General features: G+C 64.5%; 16 protein-coding genes and 1 tRNA gene. 11 read left to right on the top strand and 6 right to left on the bottom strand.

The window, feature by feature from the left end; genetic code table 11:
• The first annotated feature begins 102 nt into the window (after nt 1-102).
• The 3 genes from ACFDR6_RS17115 (at nt 103) to ACFDR6_RS17105 (ending at nt 1,748) form a co-directional block, all read left to right on the top strand.
• On the top strand, nt 103-1,011 hold the full coding sequence (locus ACFDR6_RS17115) for a 4-hydroxy-tetrahydrodipicolinate synthase family protein (RefSeq protein ID WP_212080451.1): 909 nt from the start codon (nt 103-105) through the stop codon (nt 1,009-1,011).
• 293 nt (nt 1,012-1,304) lie between these two features.
• Nucleotides 1,305-1,451, top strand: coding sequence for a hypothetical protein (locus tag ACFDR6_RS17110; RefSeq protein ID WP_375858929.1), 147 nt, complete (start codon nt 1,305-1,307; stop codon nt 1,449-1,451).
• A 132-nt stretch (nt 1,452-1,583) separates the two neighbouring features.
• Nucleotides 1,584-1,748, top strand: a complete 165-nt coding sequence (locus tag ACFDR6_RS17105) for a hypothetical protein (protein WP_375859135.1) — start codon at nt 1,584-1,586, stop codon at nt 1,746-1,748.
• A gap of 92 nt (nt 1,749-1,840) precedes the next feature.
• Here the strand turns inward: ACFDR6_RS17105 and ACFDR6_RS17100 are convergent, their stop codons facing one another.
• The gene (locus ACFDR6_RS17100) at nt 1,841-2,518 is read right to left on the bottom strand and encodes an AAA family ATPase (protein ID WP_200457091.1); all 678 of its coding nucleotides are present in this window, start codon (nt 2,516-2,518) and stop codon (nt 1,841-1,843) included.
• Between the two features lie 344 nt (nt 2,519-2,862).
• Nucleotides 2,863-3,207: a hypothetical protein gene (locus ACFDR6_RS17095; RefSeq protein WP_212080442.1), complete on the bottom strand. Its 345-nt coding sequence runs from the start codon at nt 3,205-3,207 to the stop codon at nt 2,863-2,865.
• Nucleotides 3,208-3,557: 350 nt separating this feature from the next.
• Here ACFDR6_RS17095 and ACFDR6_RS17090 point away from each other — a divergent pair, with 350 nt between their 5' ends.
• The 4 genes from ACFDR6_RS17090 (at nt 3,558) to ACFDR6_RS17075 (ending at nt 7,340) form a co-directional block, all read left to right on the top strand.
• Nucleotides 3,558-4,724 (top strand): CaiB/BaiF CoA transferase family protein, encoded by a 1,167-nt coding sequence (locus ACFDR6_RS17090; protein ID WP_375858928.1) that lies wholly within the window; start codon nt 3,558-3,560, stop codon nt 4,722-4,724.
• 2 nt (nt 4,725-4,726) lie between these two features.
• Nucleotides 4,727-5,650, top strand: a complete 924-nt coding sequence (locus ACFDR6_RS17085; protein ID WP_375858927.1) for an HpcH/HpaI aldolase/citrate lyase family protein — start codon at nt 4,727-4,729, stop codon at nt 5,648-5,650.
• Nucleotides 5,651-5,656: 6 nt separating this feature from the next.
• Nucleotides 5,657-6,595: an AEC family transporter gene (locus ACFDR6_RS17080; protein WP_375858926.1), complete on the top strand. Its 939-nt coding sequence runs from the start codon at nt 5,657-5,659 to the stop codon at nt 6,593-6,595.
• 340 nt (nt 6,596-6,935) lie between these two features.
• On the top strand, nt 6,936-7,340 hold the full coding sequence (locus tag ACFDR6_RS17075) for a nuclear transport factor 2 family protein (RefSeq protein WP_375858925.1): 405 nt from the start codon (nt 6,936-6,938) through the stop codon (nt 7,338-7,340).
• A gap of 48 nt (nt 7,341-7,388) precedes the next feature.
• Here the strand turns inward: ACFDR6_RS17075 and tenA are convergent, their stop codons facing one another.
• Nucleotides 7,389-8,063: a thiaminase II gene (tenA, locus tag ACFDR6_RS17070; protein WP_375858924.1), complete on the bottom strand. Its 675-nt coding sequence runs from the start codon at nt 8,061-8,063 to the stop codon at nt 7,389-7,391.
• A 377-nt stretch (nt 8,064-8,440) separates the two neighbouring features.
• On the opposite strand from tenA, the gene ACFDR6_RS17065 reads away from it, so the two are divergent.
• Genes ACFDR6_RS17065 through ACFDR6_RS17055 form a run of 3 tightly spaced genes read left to right on the top strand, consistent with a single transcriptional unit; the run spans nt 8,441 to nt 10,085 of the window.
• Nucleotides 8,441-9,184: a DUF5131 family protein gene (locus ACFDR6_RS17065; protein WP_375858923.1), complete on the top strand. Its 744-nt coding sequence runs from the start codon at nt 8,441-8,443 to the stop codon at nt 9,182-9,184.
• A 5-nt stretch (nt 9,185-9,189) separates the two neighbouring features.
• Nucleotides 9,190-9,627 (top strand): three-Cys-motif partner protein TcmP, encoded by a 438-nt coding sequence (gene tcmP, locus ACFDR6_RS17060; protein ID WP_375858922.1) that lies wholly within the window; start codon nt 9,190-9,192, stop codon nt 9,625-9,627.
• On the top strand, nt 9,615-10,085 hold the full coding sequence (locus tag ACFDR6_RS17055) for a hypothetical protein (RefSeq protein ID WP_375858921.1): 471 nt from the start codon (nt 9,615-9,617) through the stop codon (nt 10,083-10,085). Before tcmP ends, ACFDR6_RS17055 begins: the two co-directional genes overlap by 13 nt.
• Before the next feature lie 123 nt (nt 10,086-10,208).
• On the opposite strand, the gene ACFDR6_RS17050 is transcribed toward ACFDR6_RS17055, so the two are convergent.
• Together ACFDR6_RS17050 and ACFDR6_RS17045 are read right to left on the bottom strand one after the other, a co-directional pair.
• Nucleotides 10,209-10,285, bottom strand: a tRNA-His gene (locus tag ACFDR6_RS17050).
• A gap of 375 nt (nt 10,286-10,660) precedes the next feature.
• Nucleotides 10,661-11,095 carry a phasin gene (locus tag ACFDR6_RS17045; RefSeq protein ID WP_212080418.1) on the bottom strand — a complete coding sequence of 145 codons (435 nt, stop codon included), beginning with the start codon at nt 11,093-11,095 and terminating at the stop codon, nt 10,661-10,663.
• 587 nt (nt 11,096-11,682) lie between these two features.
• Here ACFDR6_RS17045 and ACFDR6_RS17040 point away from each other — a divergent pair.
• Nucleotides 11,683-15,078, top strand: a complete 3,396-nt coding sequence (locus tag ACFDR6_RS17040) for a PAS domain S-box protein (RefSeq protein ID WP_375858920.1) — start codon at nt 11,683-11,685, stop codon at nt 15,076-15,078.
• Between the two features lie 87 nt (nt 15,079-15,165).
• Here ACFDR6_RS17040 and ACFDR6_RS17035 read toward each other — a convergent pair whose 3' ends face one another.
• Nucleotides 15,166-17,139, bottom strand: coding sequence for a methyl-accepting chemotaxis protein (locus ACFDR6_RS17035; RefSeq protein ID WP_375858919.1), 1,974 nt, complete (start codon nt 17,137-17,139; stop codon nt 15,166-15,168).
• Nucleotides 17,140-17,196 lie beyond the last annotated feature (57 nt).

Here is a 17,196-nt window from a genome sequence, read left to right as displayed (position 1 = left end):
AGCTTCGTCATCGCTGCAAATCCCGAAAACCCCGCCGCCTGGACGGGGTTTTTTCATGTGCCCTCCGTCTCAGGCCTTTTTTCCCGAGAAGGAGATGGAAACATGACTGGTCTACAGGAACAATTGCACGGGCTGTGGCTGCCGCTGGTGACGCCGTTTCAGGGCGGCGCGCTCGACGAGCGGTCGCTGCGGCGGCTGACGCGGCACTACAGCGCGCAAAGCATCGACGGCTTCATCCTGGGGGCGACCTCCGGTGAAGGCATGACGCTGCGCGAGGCCGAGCTCGAACGGCTCGTCGCCGTCGTGCGCGACGAGATGGCGGCGGGCCGCCGCAACGTTCCGGTCTGCCTCGGACTATCAGGCGCCGACACCTCGCGGCTCAAGGAACGTCTCGACGAGACCGCGGACTGGCCGATCGACGGTTATCTGATCGCAAGCCCTTACTACGTGCGGCCCTCGCAGCGCGGGCTGCTGGCGCATTTCGAGACGCTCGCCGATCACGCCGCCTGGCCGCTCGCGCTCTACAACATTCCCTATCGCACCGCGGTGAACATCACCAACCAGACCATGCTGCGGCTCGCCGAGCACAAGAATATCGTGGGCCTGAAGGATTGCGGTGCGAGCCGCGAGCAATCGATCGCGCTGCTGCGCGACAGGCCGAGGGAATTTCGCGTGCTCACCGGCGAGGACGCGAACTATTTCGAGGCGCTTGGTGACGGCGCCGACGGCGGCATCGTGCTGTCGGCCCATGTCGAGACCGCGGCGTTTGCGGCGGTTTACGCCGAGCACAAGCGCGGCAATCACGACGCGGCGCTGGCGCGCTGGCAGGAGGTTGCCGAGCTGACGCGGCTGTTGTTCACCGAGCCGAGCCCGGCGCCGGCAAAGTACTGGCTGTGGCGGGTCGGCCTGATCGACAGCCCCGAAGTGCGACTGCCGATGGTGGAGGTCAGCAGCGAGCTCGCGGCGATGATCGATCGCGAAATCGAGCGACGCATGCAGGTCGCGGCGTAGCGCTTCCTTCACCCTCCCCTGGAGGGGGAGGGTCGCTACGCATGCAGCGAAGCGGAATGCGTAGCGGGGCGGGGTGACAGTCCCTCCACGTCCAACGCTGCCCGAGTTGGGAGATCACCCCACCCCGCTCGCGCTGCGCGCGATCGACCCTCCCCCTTCAGGGGAGGGTGAGCGCGCCCTTGGTTAACCGGACCCCAACGCCCTTCGCTCCCGCCGCACGGTGCATCCACGCCTCGTTTACGCACTGGTGCCTATCGTTGTCCCTTCGAAGCCTTCTCATAGGGGGAATGACCATGGGGCATCGCACCCAGCCTACGGCCGCGAGCCAGTTCGCGCCCGCCGATCTCTTGCAGGGAATTCTCGTCGTATCGTCGTTCGGGTTCTGGGCGGTGATGCTCGGCCTGATGCCGGTGCTGCTGTTTCGGGTCTGGCTCGCCTGAGGCGGCTCTTCGCGCAGATGGTTAAGCGGAGGTCGCAAATGCGCTCAAAATGCGAGCGGGATTGCAAGCCGGAATCTTAAAGCATCCCGCGTAACGTCCACGCCCATAAGCGAAGAAATCGCGGGGGCGTTTGTGAATAGTCATAATGAGATGGCGTCGCATTTCGGCGCCGGACACCAGAATCTGTCCACCGAACAGAACTTTACCACCGAGGACATTCTCTGGGCCGTCGGAATCTGGTCGGTGATCCTGACTCTGTCGCCGGTCATCGTGTTCTACATGCTGATGGTGGCGTAATCTTCATTTCGTCATTCCGGAGCGGACGAACGCCACAAACGCAAAACGCGCGGACATCCGCGCGTTTTTCGTCCGGGGAATGATTTAAAAAATTATGCAGCCTGCTTGTGCATTGCGCCGGATGCCGACGCCGTGCCGCGAATAGCCTTCACTGAACGCTCGATCGCCGCCCACAGCCTTGCGATTTCCTGAGCCGCACGGCTCTCGGCCTGATACTCCCGCGCGCCTTCGCCGTGGCTCAACGCCATCAGCAGATCCGAACGGTTGGTGATCTGGCCGCCCCACACCGGAGCACGGAATTTCGCCAGCGCTTCGCGAGCGATGGTGACGATCGGGCTTTCGGCTTCGTCGCGCTTGGCCGGCGCACCATTCAGCACGACCGCGTAGGGCTTGCGCGCGGCGCGGCACATCTGGATGGTTTCCTGCACCGCGTTGACGTCGAACACGCCAGGACGGGCGGGAATCACGACCATGGTGGCGTTGCGGATCGCGTCGTCGACGACGGCCGACAGGTTCGGCGGCGTGTCGATCAAGACCCATTCATAACCGTCGCGCTTGGCAGCGGAGACGATGCCGCTGACGGAGTTCACGGCCGCCTTGATCGGCGGTTCGTTGGTACCACGCAGCTTGTGCCACAGCGTCAGCGAGCCCTGAGGGTCCGCGTCCACCAGCATGACCTGTTTACTCGCCTTGATCTGCGCGGCGAGATGTGCAGCCAGGGTACTCTTGCCCGAGCCGCCCTTACGCGATGCAAAAACAATAACGTTCATACCTTCGGCCTCCAGATTGACCCCAGGCCGCGAAAATGAATCACGACGCTGATTCGTGAAAGATAAATTTATCGGGAGTGGCGCCACGGTCACGAAATAACAAGGCGGGCTGGCTTTTGAGTCACACTGTGATGTGCGGGGCGCGACGAGAGCTGCAATGGACGTGCGCGCGCGTGTGTGCGTTTCTTGAGCAGTCGTTCGGGATAGAGCGGAATGCAACCTCGCCGCGCAAACCGGCATCCGACTCTTTTCCGTCGCGCTTGCGTCGCAGGCCTCACGCCAGTCGGCGCGAACAAAAGGAGTCCGTTACCTTACGAAGTTTCGCAGGGGGAACGCGGATAGCCTCAGCCGTCGCTGGTCTTTTTCTTCTTGGCCGCCGGCTTGGCGGTCTTCTTCGCGGTTTTGGGCGCGATGTTGGTCGGCCTGCCGGCGCGCTGCTCGCTTGGCTCCGGTCCGCGGCGGAAGAACACCGCGCATGGCGGCGAGAGCTGCGCCTTCTTCTTGATCATGCAGGCGGTGATGGCATCGACGTTCGGCACGAACTCGCCGCACAGCCGCATCGCATCCGGCGTGCAGGCCTGCTGCTCCTCCTGGGTGTAGGCGAAGCCGGCACCGGGCTGGACCAGCACGGCGAGGGCCATGCCGAGAGTGGCAGCAGCCAAGGATGTCTTGAAGCGAAGCGCCGGCATTGAAACCCCCACATGTCGAGTCAGAGGGAATAGTGGGTGAACGGCGGTTCGTTGGCAACGAGGGGGGACGCGAAAGGTCGGAGCTGTGCGGTCTCGGCAACAGGCGGGCCAGCCCGGCACCAGCTAGGGCTCCGCAGTTCCCGGGGCTCCCTCGCAAAAATCGCGAAAACAACCCCATGCACAGTAGCCAAGCCACGGTAATCCCTCGCGTTTCACCTCTTAGGATTAAGCGAACCGCGTTTGACTTGTCGGGCAAAACAGGGGCATCATGTCGTCATCAAGCAGATGCGCGTGAGGTGGTTGGCTCGTCTCCTGCGCTTGTCGAAAAGCGCACGGAGGAGGACGGTCGCATGGAAGGGAATGAGGCGGAGCTGCCGCTGGCGGGTGTCACGGTGGTCTCGCTCGAGCAGGCAATCGCAGCGCCGCTGGCGAGCCGGCACCTGGCGGACTGGGGCGCGCGGGTCATCAAGATCGAGCGGCCGGGCACCGGAGATTTCTGCCGGGACTACGACCACGTGATGAACGGCATGTCGAGCCAGTTCGTCTGGACCAACCGCTCCAAGGAAAGCCTCGCCATCGACATCAAGAGCGAGGACGGCCGCGAGGTACTCGACGCCCTGCTGCCGCAGGTGGACGTGTTCATCCAGAATCTCGCTCCCGGCGCGGCGGAGCGGCTCGGCCTCGATGCCGCATCGCTGCTGCGCAAATATCCGCGCATCATCGCCTGCGACGTCTCGGGCTATGGCAGCGGCGGCCCCTACAGCGACAAGAAGGCCTATGATCTCCTGGTCCAGTGCGAGGCCGGCGTGCTCGCCGTCAACGGCACCGAGGCGGAGCCGGCCAAGGTCGGGCTGTCCGTGGTCGATATCGCCACCGGCATGTACATCCTCAACGGCGTGCTGATGGCGCTGTACCGGCGCGAGCGGACCGGCAAAGGCACGGCCTTCCAGGCCTCGCTGTTCGATTCCATCACGGACTGGATGAGCTATCCCGCCTTCTACACGGAGAGCACCGGCCGGCCGCTGCCGCGCACGGGCGCGCGGCACGCGACCATCGCGCCTTACGGCCCGTTCCGGGTCGGCGACGGCAGCACGATCTTCTTCGGCATCCAGAACGACCGGGAATGGCGGTCGCTGTGCCGCATCGTGCTCGGCGACGCCGGCTTCGCCGACGACCTGCGCTTCCGCACCAATCCGCTGCGCATGCAGAACCGGACCGAACTGGAGGCGCATATCGAGCAGCGCTTCGCGGCGATGACCGGCGACGAGGTGCTGCGGCTGCTCGACGAGGCCGCGATTGCCAACGCGCATCTGAACTCGGTCGAGGCCTTCCTGAAGCACGAGCAATTGCATGCGCGCGGGCGCGTGCAGAGCGTCGGCTCTCCCAACGGCCCGGTGACGAGCTTCCTGCCGGCGCTGACCATTCCAGGCCTTACGCCGCGGATGGATCCGGTGCCTGATTTGGGCGAGCACAACGAGGCCATCCTCCGCGAGCTCGGCCTCGGCGGGGAGAATTGACGATGGCCTCGCTGCGGCCGAGCCGGGCCTGGTTGGCTGTTCCCGCCCATCGCGCCCGTCTCGTCGCCAAGGCGGCGGCTTCAAACGCGGATGCGGTGTTCATGGATCTCGAAGACGCCGTGCCGCCAACCGAGAAGGGCGCCGCGCTGGAAGAAGCGGTGCGGTCGCTGTCATCGCTCGACTGGGGCGACAAGCGCGTCGCGGTCAGGCTGAACGCGGTCGACAGCCCGTTCATCGCGGACGAGATCCGCGCGCTGGCCGCCCTGCCCCAGCTGGATGCGGTGATCGTGCCGAAGGCGGAGCGCGCCGGCGACATCGTCGCCATCGCCGATCGCTTGCGCGCCGCCGGGCCGGACCGCGCCGCGCCCGTCGCGCTCGACCTGCTGATCGAGACCGCGCTCGGCCTCGTCAATGTCGATGCGCTGGCCGCAGCGCACCCAAGCGTCGCCGCGCTGCATCTCGGCGTCGGTGACCTCGCGGCCTCGCTCGGCGCACGCACCTCCGACATCGGGATTTCGCCGGACGGCTACCGCCATCTCGGATCGGCGCAGAGCGGCTACGCTTCAGCGCCGCTCGACCTGTTCGCCTATCCCATGATGCGCATGCTGGTGGCCGCGCGCGCCTTCGGCCTGCGCGCCATCGACGGCCCCTGCGGGGCGTTCCGCGACGCCAGGCTGACCGAGGCCAGTGCGCAGAAAGCCGCGGCGATGGGCTTCGACGGCAAGCAGGTGATCCACCCCGATCAGATCGAGCCGACGCTGCGCGCCTTCACGCCGTCGGAGGAAGAGCTGGCGCAGGCGCGGCGCGTGGTCGAGGCCATGGAAACCGCGGAGGCGCAAGGCCAGGGCGCGGTCACGCTCGACGGCAAGATGATCGACTATGCCAATGTGCGCATGGCGCGCCGGATCATCGAGCTGGGATCGTAGGCGCGCATGGCAACCTTGCTGATCGTCGCGCCGGTGTTTGCGCTGATCGCGGCCGGCTATGCGTCGGTGCTGTTTCGCTTCGTCTCGGAGGGCGCGCACAAGGGCATCAGCGAATTCGCCTTCAGCATCGCGATCCCTGCGCTGCTGTTTCGCACCATCGTCGTCTCGGAATTCCCCGATGTCAGCCCCTACAGGATGTGGGGCGCCTATTACGGCGCGCTGGCGCTGATCTGGCTCGCGGGGATGGCCGTCTCGGCGCTGCTGCGCCGCGGGCGCGGCGGCAGCGAGGATGGCGTGGTGTTCGCGATCGGATCGGTCTACGGCAACATCGTGATGCTCGGCATTCCGCTCGTGCTCTCCGCGCTCGGCAACGAGGCGGCGGGCCCGATGGCGCTGATCCTGTCGGTGAACACGCCGCTGCTCTGGCTGTGCGGCACGCTGCAGATGGAGTTCGTCAGCCGCAAGCAGGCGGGCTCGCCGCTTGCAATCGTCTGGCCCGTGATCGCCGACCTCGCGCGCAACCCGTTGATGCTGGCGATCGGCTTCGGCGTGATCTGGCGCTTCTCCGGCCTCGGCCTCACCCCCGTCGTCGACCGCACCATCGAGCTGCTGGCGCAGGCGGGCTCGCCGACGGCGCTGATCGCGCTCGGCATCAATCTGTTTCGCTTCGAGGTGAAGGGCGAGAAGCTGAGCATTCTTGTGATGTGCGCGCTCAAGCTCGCGGCCATGCCGGCAGCAGCGTTCGTGCTGGCAAGGATGCTCGACCTGCCGCCGATCGCCGCCGGCGTCATCGTGCTGTTCGCGGCGATGCCGACCGGCGCCAACGCCTACATCTTCGCGGTGCAGTATCAGCGGCTGGTGAACCCGGTCTCAGGCGCGGTCGCGCTGGGCACGCTGCTGGCGGCGCTGACATTGCCGGTGGTGGTGTGGGTGGTAACGCGGTGAGGCGTCCGGGGCTTTGCGGGCAACGCCGCACGGCCTCCCCGCGTCGAATTGCCAATCAGCGCAGGCCGAAGAACGAGAGCACCGCAGCAATCACGACGATCAGCCCGATGATATAGATGATACCGTTCATAGCTCCACTCCCTCAGCGTTGTCAGTCCTGCCGCAGCTACAAACACTCAGGGACATGAAAAGGTTCGCCGATGCCGGCTGCCGTTTTCTGCCGAAACCGGGGAACGAAAACGAACCATCCTGCTTCGGCGCGCTGGGCGCCGCGCGATGATTTTGCCTTTACACGCAAAGGTCGCCAGGCTTGCCTGATACCTCTTTCAGGGAGGGTGACATGGGACAGCGCGAAGACATGCTCACATTGATCAGGGCCGGCTACGCCGCGCGCGACGGCGGTGACACCGATAGCCTGGTCTCAGCTTTTCATCCCGAGGGCGTGTTCACCTTGATGGGCAACAAGAGCGCGCTCGAATTGACAGGAACAATGCAGGGCCACCCGACCCTGCGCGAGGCTTTCACTCAGTTCACCGCCGGCTTCGGCTTCGAAGGCCGCGAAATCCTGAGCGAGCTGGTCGACGGAGACCGCGTCGCCGTCCATTCGCGCGTCAATGTGCGATACCACCCGACCGGGAAAGCGGTGGGCACCGAGATACTGGACCTGTTCAGATTTCAGGATGGGAAGATTGTGGAGTTGATTGAATTTGCGGATACGGCGCAGATCAAGGCGATGATTGCGTGAGGCGCGGGCCCGGTACATTGTCGCCGTCATTCTGATGACGGCCGAGCGCTATTCAGTGCGCTGGCCCACGCGCCAGCCCATCTCCCAAAAGTCTGCCTCGAGGCGGGTGGCTTCCTTGAAGATCGCGATCAGCTCTGCCTCGCGGGCCGGCGTGGCGTAGAGATCGGCGAGATGATCCAGATGCGCCCGCGCGTTGGCAGCGACCTCCTGGTACGGCACGCCGGCGTACTCGGCGATCCAGACGCGATAGGCGTTCGTCGCCGCGTCCGCATGGGGTCGCGCGGCAAGCCGCGTTGCGATCTCCGCGTACCCGATCACGCAGGGCGCAAGCGCCACCTTGAGCGCGAGCAGATCGCCGCGCATTCCCGCATCCAGCACGTAGCGCGTATAGGCCAGCATCTCGGCCGCCGGAGGAGCCTGTTCGAGGTCGGCCGGGGATAGACCCCAATCGGCACAGAGCTTCACATGCAGGTTCATCTCGACATCGAGAATGGCCGACAGCCCGGCCGCTGCCTCACGCATGTCGGCAAGCGTGGGCGACTTGTAGACCGCAAGCGCGTAGGCGCGAGCAAACTCGATGAGAAACAGATAGTCCTGAACGAGATAGTGACGAAACGCCGCCTCGGGGAGCGAGCCGTCCGCCAACCCGTTCGTGAAGGGATGTTCGGTGTAGGCCCGCCATTCAGTGGATGCTGCTGTCTTGAGACGCTCGAAGAAACTCACGATGTCTTTTTGCCTGGGTTGCTTGTCGATGAACGTCTCTGGTCCAATCGATAGCGCATTGCGAAGGGAGGAGCTACGGTGACAGACACAAAATTGGCTTTGAGCAGCGTTGCAGACACACCCCGCTTCGAGAGCTTGGTGCCCTGTCTGGTGCACAACCGTAACTGCTTCGATCGTGGATCATACCGCTTATCAGCCTCATCGAACCGGACACCTCACGACTAAATGCCCGCCGCTCACACCGCCCGGGCATCGACTCAGTCCCATGCGCGTCTCCTCGCGCAACTTCGTTTTTACGTACAGGTTGTGATTCCGAACGCCCATCTTGCAGTTAAGGCCAACCCTGCTAGCATGTTCATATTTCGTTCCGGTGAGACATGGCTCAGAATTCAACGATTGAGTGGACCGACGCTACTTGGAACCCAGTTACGGGCTGCACGAAAATTAGCCCCGGCTGTGATCATTGCTACGCTGAACGATTCTCTGAGCGCTTTCGGGGTGTGAAGGGACATCCTTTTGAGTATGGCTTTGATCTAACTATGCGCCCGGAGCGACTTGAGCAGCCGCTCGCTTGGAAGCGCCCGAGGATGATCTTCGTGAACTCAATGAGCGATCTCTTCCACAAGCTCATCCCTTCCGACTTCATCTCAACTGTCTTCGATACGATGGAGATGGCCGACTGGCACACCTTTCAAGTGCTGACCAAGCGAAGCTCGATTCTCCGGTCGTTTATAAATGCTCGATATCAAACTCGTCCGGCACCATCGCATATTTGGCTCGGAGTATCGGTGGAGGACAGCAAACGAACGTCACGTATACGCCATTTGCAAGAAACCAATGCCAGCGTCCGGTTTGTATCCATCGAGCCTCTACTTGGGCCGCCGGGTACGATCAATCTCTCCGATATCTCTTGGGTAATTGCCGGGGGTGAGAGTGGACCGGGTGCGCGTCCGATGGAACTTGCTTGGGCACGCTCGGTCCGCGACCAGTGCATCGCCCAACGCGTACCATTCTTTTTCAAACAATGGGGCGGCTTGCGACCGAAATCCGGTGGCAGGGATTTGGATGGTAGGGAATGGAATGAATTTCCCGTTCGCTCGAAACTTCAGGCCGCTGAGTAGATGCGATGCCTGATCCAAGCCTTTATGTCGGCCGTGAACAAACGTACGTAAAGCACTTTTTTCTCGAGCGTTATCTCGAGCGAGTCGCCTACATCATCTACTCGTTCCAAAGCGATTTCGTTTACGTCGATGGATTTTCTGGCCCATGGAAGTCAGCCGCAGAAAGCTACAACGACACGTCCTTTAGTCTCGCGCTGAAGCAGCTGCGGGCCGTCCGGTTGGGGCAGAAGGAGGGACGTAGGAAGGACGTGACGTTCAGGTGTCAGTTTGTTGAAAAGGATCCTCGGGCGTTTGCAGAGCTGAAGACGACGGTCGCAGGCATCGATGATGTGACGATTGAACTGATCAACGGCAAGTTCGAGGACCACATCGCAGATGCCGTAAAGTTTGTCGGGCAGTCCTTCTCATTGATCTTCATCGACCCGACTGGGTGGACAGGCTAAAGCCAAAGTCAGACCGGACCTATTTTTACCTGATCTACGCCACACGCCATCGCAAGGGAATTGAGGAGTTTCGCGCAATCGAGCAGGAGGCGATTAACGTCCAAGAGAGCCTTCGCAACGACGTGAAGTATCAAGCGGCAGTATTACGCACCGGCCAGCCCGGATTATTCGGGTCAGCGATCTCAGATGGTGCAGTCGCTTCTTATAAAGATGAACGCAAGATGCAGCTTGATCAGGCCTACGCCAAGCTTCTTGAACTGCTCCGTTCTCATACCGAAGGCATATCGTTCGGAGCCATTATCGGGCCAATCATGGAGACGCCGCTTACGTGGAAGAGCGACCTTAACGCTTGGATCAACGACTTGCGGAAGCAGGGTAAGGTTGAGGTTCTTGGGATGAAGCCAAGAGAGCGAACCTACAAACCAGAGCATCGAATTGTCCCAAGGGGTGTATTGTAATTTGGCCTATCGCCGCAGCCCCCTTCACTGGAGCTGTGATGTGCGCGCGCCGGTGGTAACGCGAAGCGGCAGTGTTGGACGACTCACGCCTGTTACCGGGCCACGCTGAACTGTTGGAATCGCTGGTACAGTTGGGTGGGCTCGAACCACCGACCTCCTGTTCCACAGACAGGCGCTCTAACCAACTGAGCTACAACTGCATCCTTGCGAGCCGCCCTGAAGGGGTGCCTGAAAAGGCTTGACGCCTGAGGGGGCTGGACGGGGCGGAAACTAGGTGCAACGGCCCGGTTTGGCAAGGCCGCAATGGGGTGAAAAACCGGGTGAAATCGCCCTGTGTGCTGGCGCTTATAGGGCGTTCAAGCTTCCACAACCTCGCGGCCGGGCTTGTCCCGCCTGCGGGGCCGAAGCCCCTTCGGCGCGGCGAAGGCCCGGCCATCCACGCCTTTGCCCGCGGCACTGAGAACGTGAATGCCCCGGACAAGCCAGGGCATGACGACCTTCTGGAAGCGCGAGAGGTGAAGAAAAACCCGGGCGTTTCGGCCCGGGTTTCTCTCAACTCAAACCGGCCTTACCGCTCAGGCGGCGGGCTTGTAGTACTTCGAGGCACTCGCCTTGATCGGCTCGGCGGTCTCGGCGGCGACGCGCTGGGTGAGCTCGACCAGCTCCTTGGCCTGGGACTGGAAGGTCTCGAACTGGGTGCGGGTGTGGCCGGTCCACAGCTCCAGCGCCTCGGTCGGCGACTTCAGGCCGAACAGCTGCTGGGCGAAGTCGAGCTGGGCGTTGCTGTTGGCCTTCATGAACTCGACCAGCTTGGCGGTGTACTCGCTCGCGCCCTTGGAGGCGGAGGTGAAGACGGCCTCGACGGTGCCGTTGTGGGTCTCGGCCGCGTCCTTGAACTTGGCGTAGCTCTCGCGGGCCTGCGCCGCGCCCTTTTCGGCGAACGCACGCATCTGCTCGGGAACCTCGAACGGAATGATCGAGGCAGAAAACGGATCAGTCGCACCTGTCATGGTCGTCCCTCACGATAATGAAAATAATGGAGTGAGCCTTCTGGCGCGCCCGCCGGCCAACCGGGGCCATCTGATGGCGGGAACGAAGACTGGCAACGCGAAACAAACGATGTGGCTCGCCCAGTGCCCAGGATTATGGCAGCCTATCGTGTCAACATTGTGCAGCGCAACGCGCCAACAGGGTGCATTGCGAAATTTAATCTAGGTGAGGGCGAGGTTCCGGTATTGGGGAACCGGGGGTTGAGGGTGGATGTGCGCGCTATCCCGCCGTCATTCCGGGGCGCGACGAAGTGGCGAGCTATGGTGCGCAATTGCGCACCGGAGAATCCATTCCTCCACCGTCTCTGCGGCCTGATGGAGTCCGGGCTCCCGCTGCGCGCCCCGGAATGACGGAGGAGAGACTTTCGAATCCCTTGGATGAACCGGGCGGCGGCTTGCGGGGGTGGCCGGATTAAGGTTATCGCGGCTTTGGGGGACCTCCGAGGGGCCGGGCCGTGGACCTGCCCGCGCCCGCGGGCGATAACCCTTTCTTAAGGCTGTCATTCCCGGCAGCCGCCAGCTTCATGCGTGAGACTAAAGCCGGTCGGATGACGAGTTCGGATTTCCAGTTGCGAGGTGTGGGCGATCCCCGGCTGGCCGTGCATGCGACCTCTCAGCAGCCCGCCTGGCTGTGGTCGACCGACGGCGCGCGCGTGCTGTGGGCCAATCCGGTCGGCGCAAGACTGTTCGGCGCGGCAAACAGCGCTGCGCTCGCGGACAGGATGTTTGGCCCGGCGGACAGCCATCGGCGTCAGGTTATCAGGCTCGCCCGGCAACTGCCGGCGAACGGCTCCATCAGGCTCGAACGTCTGCGCGGTTTCGGCGCCCGGCTCGGCACGCTGATGACCTGCGCCTGCGCACGGCTCGACTTTGCCGACGGCAGTCATGCGGTGCTCGTCACCGCGATGGACCCGAGCTTGCGCACCATGCCGCTGGTCGAGCGGCTGCTTCGTCTGGTCGACGGCGCCAAGGTGCCGATGGCCGCTTTCGCGCCCGACGGCCTGTTCGTCGGCGCCAGCGAGGCCGCCCGCTCCCTGCTCGGCTTTCGCGATCTCGGCGAGGCCGGCCTCGACCGTGCCCGAAGCGATGCGCTGCGCGAAGGCCGCGCCGAGACGCCGATCGGGATCGGCCAGATGGTGCTGCAACGGGTCGGCACGGGCGCCGATGTCGGCCTGGTCGCGTTGATCGAGCCGGCCGCCGCCGCGCAAGCCGCGCCTGCCGAGCATGTAGCTGAGCGCGCGCCAAGCGAAGCGACGCCGGCCAGCATCACGGAGCCCGCGGCGGCGATGCCAAACGAGCCACCGCCCTCGCACGAGGCGCCGGAAGGCATCGCCTTGTTCGACGCTTTCGCGGAGCCGGTCGAGGCGCCCGCGAGCAATGAGACGATCGCGGGCGAACCGCAGCCAGCCGCGACGGTTCAGGCCGCGGCCGAGGAGACTGTTCGAGACGCGGCCGGCGAAGCCGCGCTCAAAACTCCGGTTGAAAACCCGCCGGCAGCCATTGTGTCGCCGCAGGCCGCGCCGATCACATCAGTCATGGTTGAGCCGCCGTCGGGCCACGAGCCGCCCGCACCGCGTCAGCATCCGCTGCGCTTCCTCTGGCAGATGGATGCAGAGGGCCGCTTTGTGCTTCTCTCCGACGACTTCATCCGCCTGATCGGCGCGCGCACCGCCGCGGGCTTCGGCCGCCCCTGGCGCGAGATCGCCGAGCAATTCTCGCTCGATCCTGATAGCCGCGTCGCGCAGGCGCTGGCGAGCCACGACACCTGGGCCGGAATCACCGTGAACTGGCCGACCGACAGCGGCGAGCATCTGCCGGTCGAGCTCGCAGGCCTGCCGGTCTACGATCACGCGCGCAACTTTGCCGGCTTCAAGGGCTTTGGCGTCTGCCGCGATCTCGACGCCCTCAACCGGCTCGATTCGCTCAGGCGTTTCGAACTGCGGGCCGAACCGCCGCCTCCGCCGATCGAGCCGCCGGCATCCGAGGCTGAGCCAGGTCCCGAGCCCGAACTGCCCGAACCCACAAGCGACGCGAATTCACATCCAACCGAACCGGACATGACAGTGGAAACGCCCGTGGAGACTCCCCTGGAAACACCTCCCAATGTCGTGCCGTTCCGCCCGCATGGCGATGTAAGGTCACAGGGTGACCAGAGGTCACAAGGTGACCAGAGAGCGCCGACGCTGACGCCGGTCGAGAACAGCGCGTTCAACGAGCTTGCCCGGCAATTGTCCGAACGGCTCGAGCGCGAGCGCGAGACGATCGCGGCAGATAGCGCCGAGACGACGGCGGAGATCACCCCCGAACCACCGGCGCCCGAGCCCGAGCCCGAGCCGCCGCAAGCTGCGGCCGAATGGCTGACCGAGCCCGCGCCGCCGCCACGCGGCGCCAGCGCGCGCGACCGCACGCTGCTCGACCTCTTGCCGACGGGCATCCTGATCTACCGGCTCGACCGCCTGCTCTACGCCAACACGGCGTTTCTCGCGCGGATGGGTTATGCCGACATCCATGCGCTGGAGGATGCCGGCGGGCTGGATGCGCTCTATGTCGAGCCCGGCGTGTCCTCCGCGAGCAGCACCTCGCAAGCCGGCACGCCCGTGACGATCAGCGCGACGGTTGCGAACGGCGAGCAGCCGCTCGCGACCACCGAAGCGCATCTGCACACGATCGACTGGGACGGCGAGAGCGCGCATGCGCTGATCTGCGCGCTGCCGCAGGCTGCACCTGCCGTCACCGCGCCCGGCATTGCCGAGCCCGTCATCACCGCGGCGGTCGTCGCCGAGCCCATTGCCCCGGAGTCCTTCCCTTTCGCGGCCGAGCTCGAGCCCGCCCCCGGCGAGGCCGAGGCCGAAGATCTCGCCGCGATCCTCGACACCACGGCCGAAGGCATCGTGATGTTCGATGCCGAAGGCAACATCCACGCCTGCAACCGCAGCGCCGAGGCGCTGTTCGGCTATGACGGCGAAGCGCTGCTCGAGCAGAATCTGGTGACGCTGTTCGCGCCCGAGAGCCAGCAGATCGTCGCCGACTATTTCGAAAGCCTGAAGAGCCAGGACATCGCGAGCCTGCTCGACCACGGCCGCGAAGTGCTGGGGCGCGAGAAGAAGGGCGGCGCCATTCCGCTCGCGATGATCATGGGCCGCACGCGGCCCGACGGGCCGAACTTCTTCGCCGTGTTCCGCGATCTCTCGCAGAGCAAGAAGGGCGAGAGCGAGCTGACGCAGGCCCGCCGCCTCGTCCACAGCGCGGCCAACGCGAAAGCAGACATGTTGGCGCGGATCAGCCACGAGATCCGCACGCCGCTCAACGCCATCATCGGCTTTGCCGAGGTGATGATCTCCGAACGCTTCGGCACGCTCGGCAACGAGCGCTACGGCGAATACATGAAGGACATTCGCGCCTCCGGCGAGCGCGTCATCGCCATCATCGACGATCTGCTGGAGCTGTCGCGGATCGAGACCGGCAAGCTCGACCTGAATTTTGCGAATCTGAACCTCAACGATCTCGTCGAAGCCTGTGTCACCATCATGCAGCCGCAGGCCAATCGCGAGCGCATCATCATCCGCACCTCGCTCGCGCATGCGCTGCCGCAGGTCAGCGTGGACGCGCGCGCGATGCGGCAGATCGCCATGAATTTGATCTCGAACTCGATCCGGCTGGCCAGCGCCGGCGGCCAGGTCATCGTCTCCACCGCGCTGTCAGACCGCGGCGAGATCGCGCTGCGCATCCGCGACACCGGCCATGGCCTCACCGAGCGCGAGGTCGCCGCCGCGATGGAGCCGTTCCACACCCCGCCGCCAGGCGATGCCGCGGACAGCGCGGCGCTCAACCTGTCGCTGACCAAGGCCCTGGTCGAAGCCAACCGCGCCCGCTTCAACATCAAGAGCGCCGGCCACGGCACGCTGATCGAAGTGGTGTTCGCGCCGGCGCTAGCGGGGGCGTAGGACGGACGCAATAAGTCAAACGCCCAAGCCGTCATTCCGGGCTCGTCGCTCCGCGCCCCCCGGAATGACGACCGGTTGGGACGTTGCTTACGCCGCGCGCACCGTATCCAGGAACCTGCTGACCTCGATCTTCAGGCGGCTGCTGTCGTTCGACAGGGACTGCGCTGCGGAGAGAACCTGCGAGGAGGCCGAGCCGGTCTCGGTCGCGCCCTGGCGCACGCTACTGATGTTGGCGCTGACCTGGGTGGTGCCGGCGGCGGCGTTCTGGACGTTGCGCGAGATCTCGCTGGTCGCGGCGCCCTGCTCTTCCACCGCGGCGGCGATGGTGGAGGAAATCTCCGACAGCCGTTCGATCGTGCCGCCGATGGACTTGATGGCGCCGACCGAATCCTCCGTCGCGATCTGGATGCTCGAGATCTGCTGACCGATATCGCCCGTCGCCTTCGCGGTCTGCGCGGCGAGCGCCTTCACTTCCGAGGCCACCACGGCAAAGCCGCGCCCGGCTTCGCCCGCGCGGGCGGCCTCGATGGTGGCATTCAGCGCCAGCAGGTTGGTTTGGCCCGCGATGGCGTTGATGAGCTCGATCACGTCGCCGATTCGGGCGGCCGCCTTCGACAATTCGCCGACACGATCATTGGTCTGCCCGGCCTGGCTGACGGCCTCGCCGGCCATGCGGGCGGAGGCCTGCACCTGCCGGCTGATCTCGTTGACGGAGGCCGTGAGCTCCTCCGCGGCGGAAGCAACCGACTGCACGTTGGTCGCGGCTTCTTCCGAGGCAGCCTCCACCAGCGTGGCAAGCTCGGTCGAGCGGCTGGCGGTGGTGGTCAGGGACGTGGCCGAGGCCTCGAGCTCGTTGGCGGCGGATGACACCGTCTCGACGATCTCGCCGATCGCGCCCTCGAAATCATCGGCCATCCTGATCATGTCGGCGCGGCGGCGCTCGGCGGCGAGCTTGTCCTGCCTGATCTTCTCCTCGGCTTCTTCCTGCGCCTTCCGCTCGGCATTGATCTTGAACGTCTCGACCGCTTGCGCGATCTCGCCGATTTCGTCGGGACGGCCGAGCCCCGGCAGAACGACGGCGAAATTGCCGTTGGCGAGCTCGATCATCGCAGCGCGCATCGCGGACAGCGGCCTCGAGACCGATCGCCCGATGAACACGCCGAGGCCGAGCACGCCGGATGCAATCAGCGCGATGGCGACGCCGATCCACCATTGAATGCCGTCGCGCTCGACATCGTTCAGCCGGTCGGCTTCGACACGGATCCCATCGACCGATTTCGACACCTGCTCGATGACCGGCTCGACGGCGGCGAACGCCTCGGACATCGCCTTCTGCCGGGCCGCGAGCGTGAGCGCTGCGTCCATCCAGGCGGAAAAATCACGCTGATAATCGGCAAGTTTCGCGCGCAGCTCCGTCTTCGCGGCATCCGACATATCGGCAGCATCGAGGCCCGAGAGAAACTCGCCCGCGCGCTTCTTCATATCCGCGCCGTATCTGGCGTCGCGGCGCAGCATGAAATCCTTCTCGTGACGGCGCATCATCAGCATGGTCACGCGGAGCGGCGCATTGTGCAATTGATCGACCCTGGCTTCGATGTCGTGCACGGAGGCCCGCAGGCGTCCCTCGAGGCCGGACTTCTCGTCGAGCCCAAGCCGCTGCTTGGTCTCGACCACGGCGGTGAACTGCGCCTGATAATCCCTCAGCGAGGCATTCATCGCGTCGATCTGGCGCACCAGGTCGGGCTTGCCGAGCGCGGCGATCCTGCCGCGCATCTTCTCGATGTCGACGGCAACCTCCCTGCCGATCTCGACCTGGCGCTGCGCCTTGCCGGCATCATTGCGTAGCAGGAAATCCTTCTCGGCGCGGCGAGCCTCGAGCAGCTCGATCGCGATCCTGCTGTTCAGCTCCTGGATCGTGCGCGCGTTCTCGGCCGCATCGCGATAGACCGCCATCGCGCGCTCGCCATAGAGATGGATGCCGCCGATCAGGACGACGCCAACGACGCCGATCACGCCGATTGCCGTGATCTTGTGAGTGAGACGGAGGGAAAGGAACCGCATCTGATAAACCCGATGGTGGCAAATGCGGTTGATGAAGCCCCAAGGGGTGAAAGCTTC

The sequence above is a fragment of the Bradyrhizobium tunisiense genome (genome assembly GCF_042263385.1).
GTDB classification, from domain to species: Bacteria; Pseudomonadota; Alphaproteobacteria; order Rhizobiales; family Xanthobacteraceae; genus Bradyrhizobium; species Bradyrhizobium tunisiense.
This window is presented reverse-complemented; position numbering and strand designations above follow the sequence as displayed.

Excerpts from the sequence above, each read along its gene's own strand:
- ACFDR6_RS17110 (WP_375858929.1), top strand. The coding sequence starts at position 1,305 with ATGGGGCATCGCACCCAGCCTACGGCCGCGAGCCAGTTCGCGCCCGCC.
- ACFDR6_RS17090 (WP_375858928.1), top strand. The coding sequence starts at position 3,558 with ATGGAAGGGAATGAGGCGGAGCTGCCGCTGGCGGGTGTCACGGTGGTC.
- ACFDR6_RS17075 (WP_375858925.1), top strand. The coding sequence starts at position 6,936 with ATGGGACAGCGCGAAGACATGCTCACATTGATCAGGGCCGGCTACGCC.
- tcmP (WP_375858922.1), top strand. The coding sequence starts at position 9,190 with ATGCCTGATCCAAGCCTTTATGTCGGCCGTGAACAAACGTACGTAAAG.
- ACFDR6_RS17080 (WP_375858926.1), top strand. The coding sequence starts at position 5,657 with ATGGCAACCTTGCTGATCGTCGCGCCGGTGTTTGCGCTGATCGCGGCC.
- ACFDR6_RS17040 (WP_375858920.1), top strand. The coding sequence starts at position 11,683 with ATGACGAGTTCGGATTTCCAGTTGCGAGGTGTGGGCGATCCCCGGCTG.
- ACFDR6_RS17115 (WP_212080451.1), top strand. The coding sequence starts at position 103 with ATGACTGGTCTACAGGAACAATTGCACGGGCTGTGGCTGCCGCTGGTG.
- ACFDR6_RS17100 (WP_200457091.1), bottom strand. The coding sequence starts at position 2,518 with ATGAACGTTATTGTTTTTGCATCGCGTAAGGGCGGCTCGGGCAAGAGT.
- ACFDR6_RS17085 (WP_375858927.1), top strand. The coding sequence starts at position 4,727 with ATGGCCTCGCTGCGGCCGAGCCGGGCCTGGTTGGCTGTTCCCGCCCAT.
- ACFDR6_RS17095 (WP_212080442.1), bottom strand. The coding sequence starts at position 3,207 with ATGCCGGCGCTTCGCTTCAAGACATCCTTGGCTGCTGCCACTCTCGGC.
- ACFDR6_RS17035 (WP_375858919.1), bottom strand. The coding sequence starts at position 17,139 with ATGCGGTTCCTTTCCCTCCGTCTCACTCACAAGATCACGGCAATCGGC.
- ACFDR6_RS17045 (WP_212080418.1), bottom strand. The coding sequence starts at position 11,095 with ATGACAGGTGCGACTGATCCGTTTTCTGCCTCGATCATTCCGTTCGAG.
- ACFDR6_RS17065 (WP_375858923.1), top strand. The coding sequence starts at position 8,441 with ATGGCTCAGAATTCAACGATTGAGTGGACCGACGCTACTTGGAACCCA.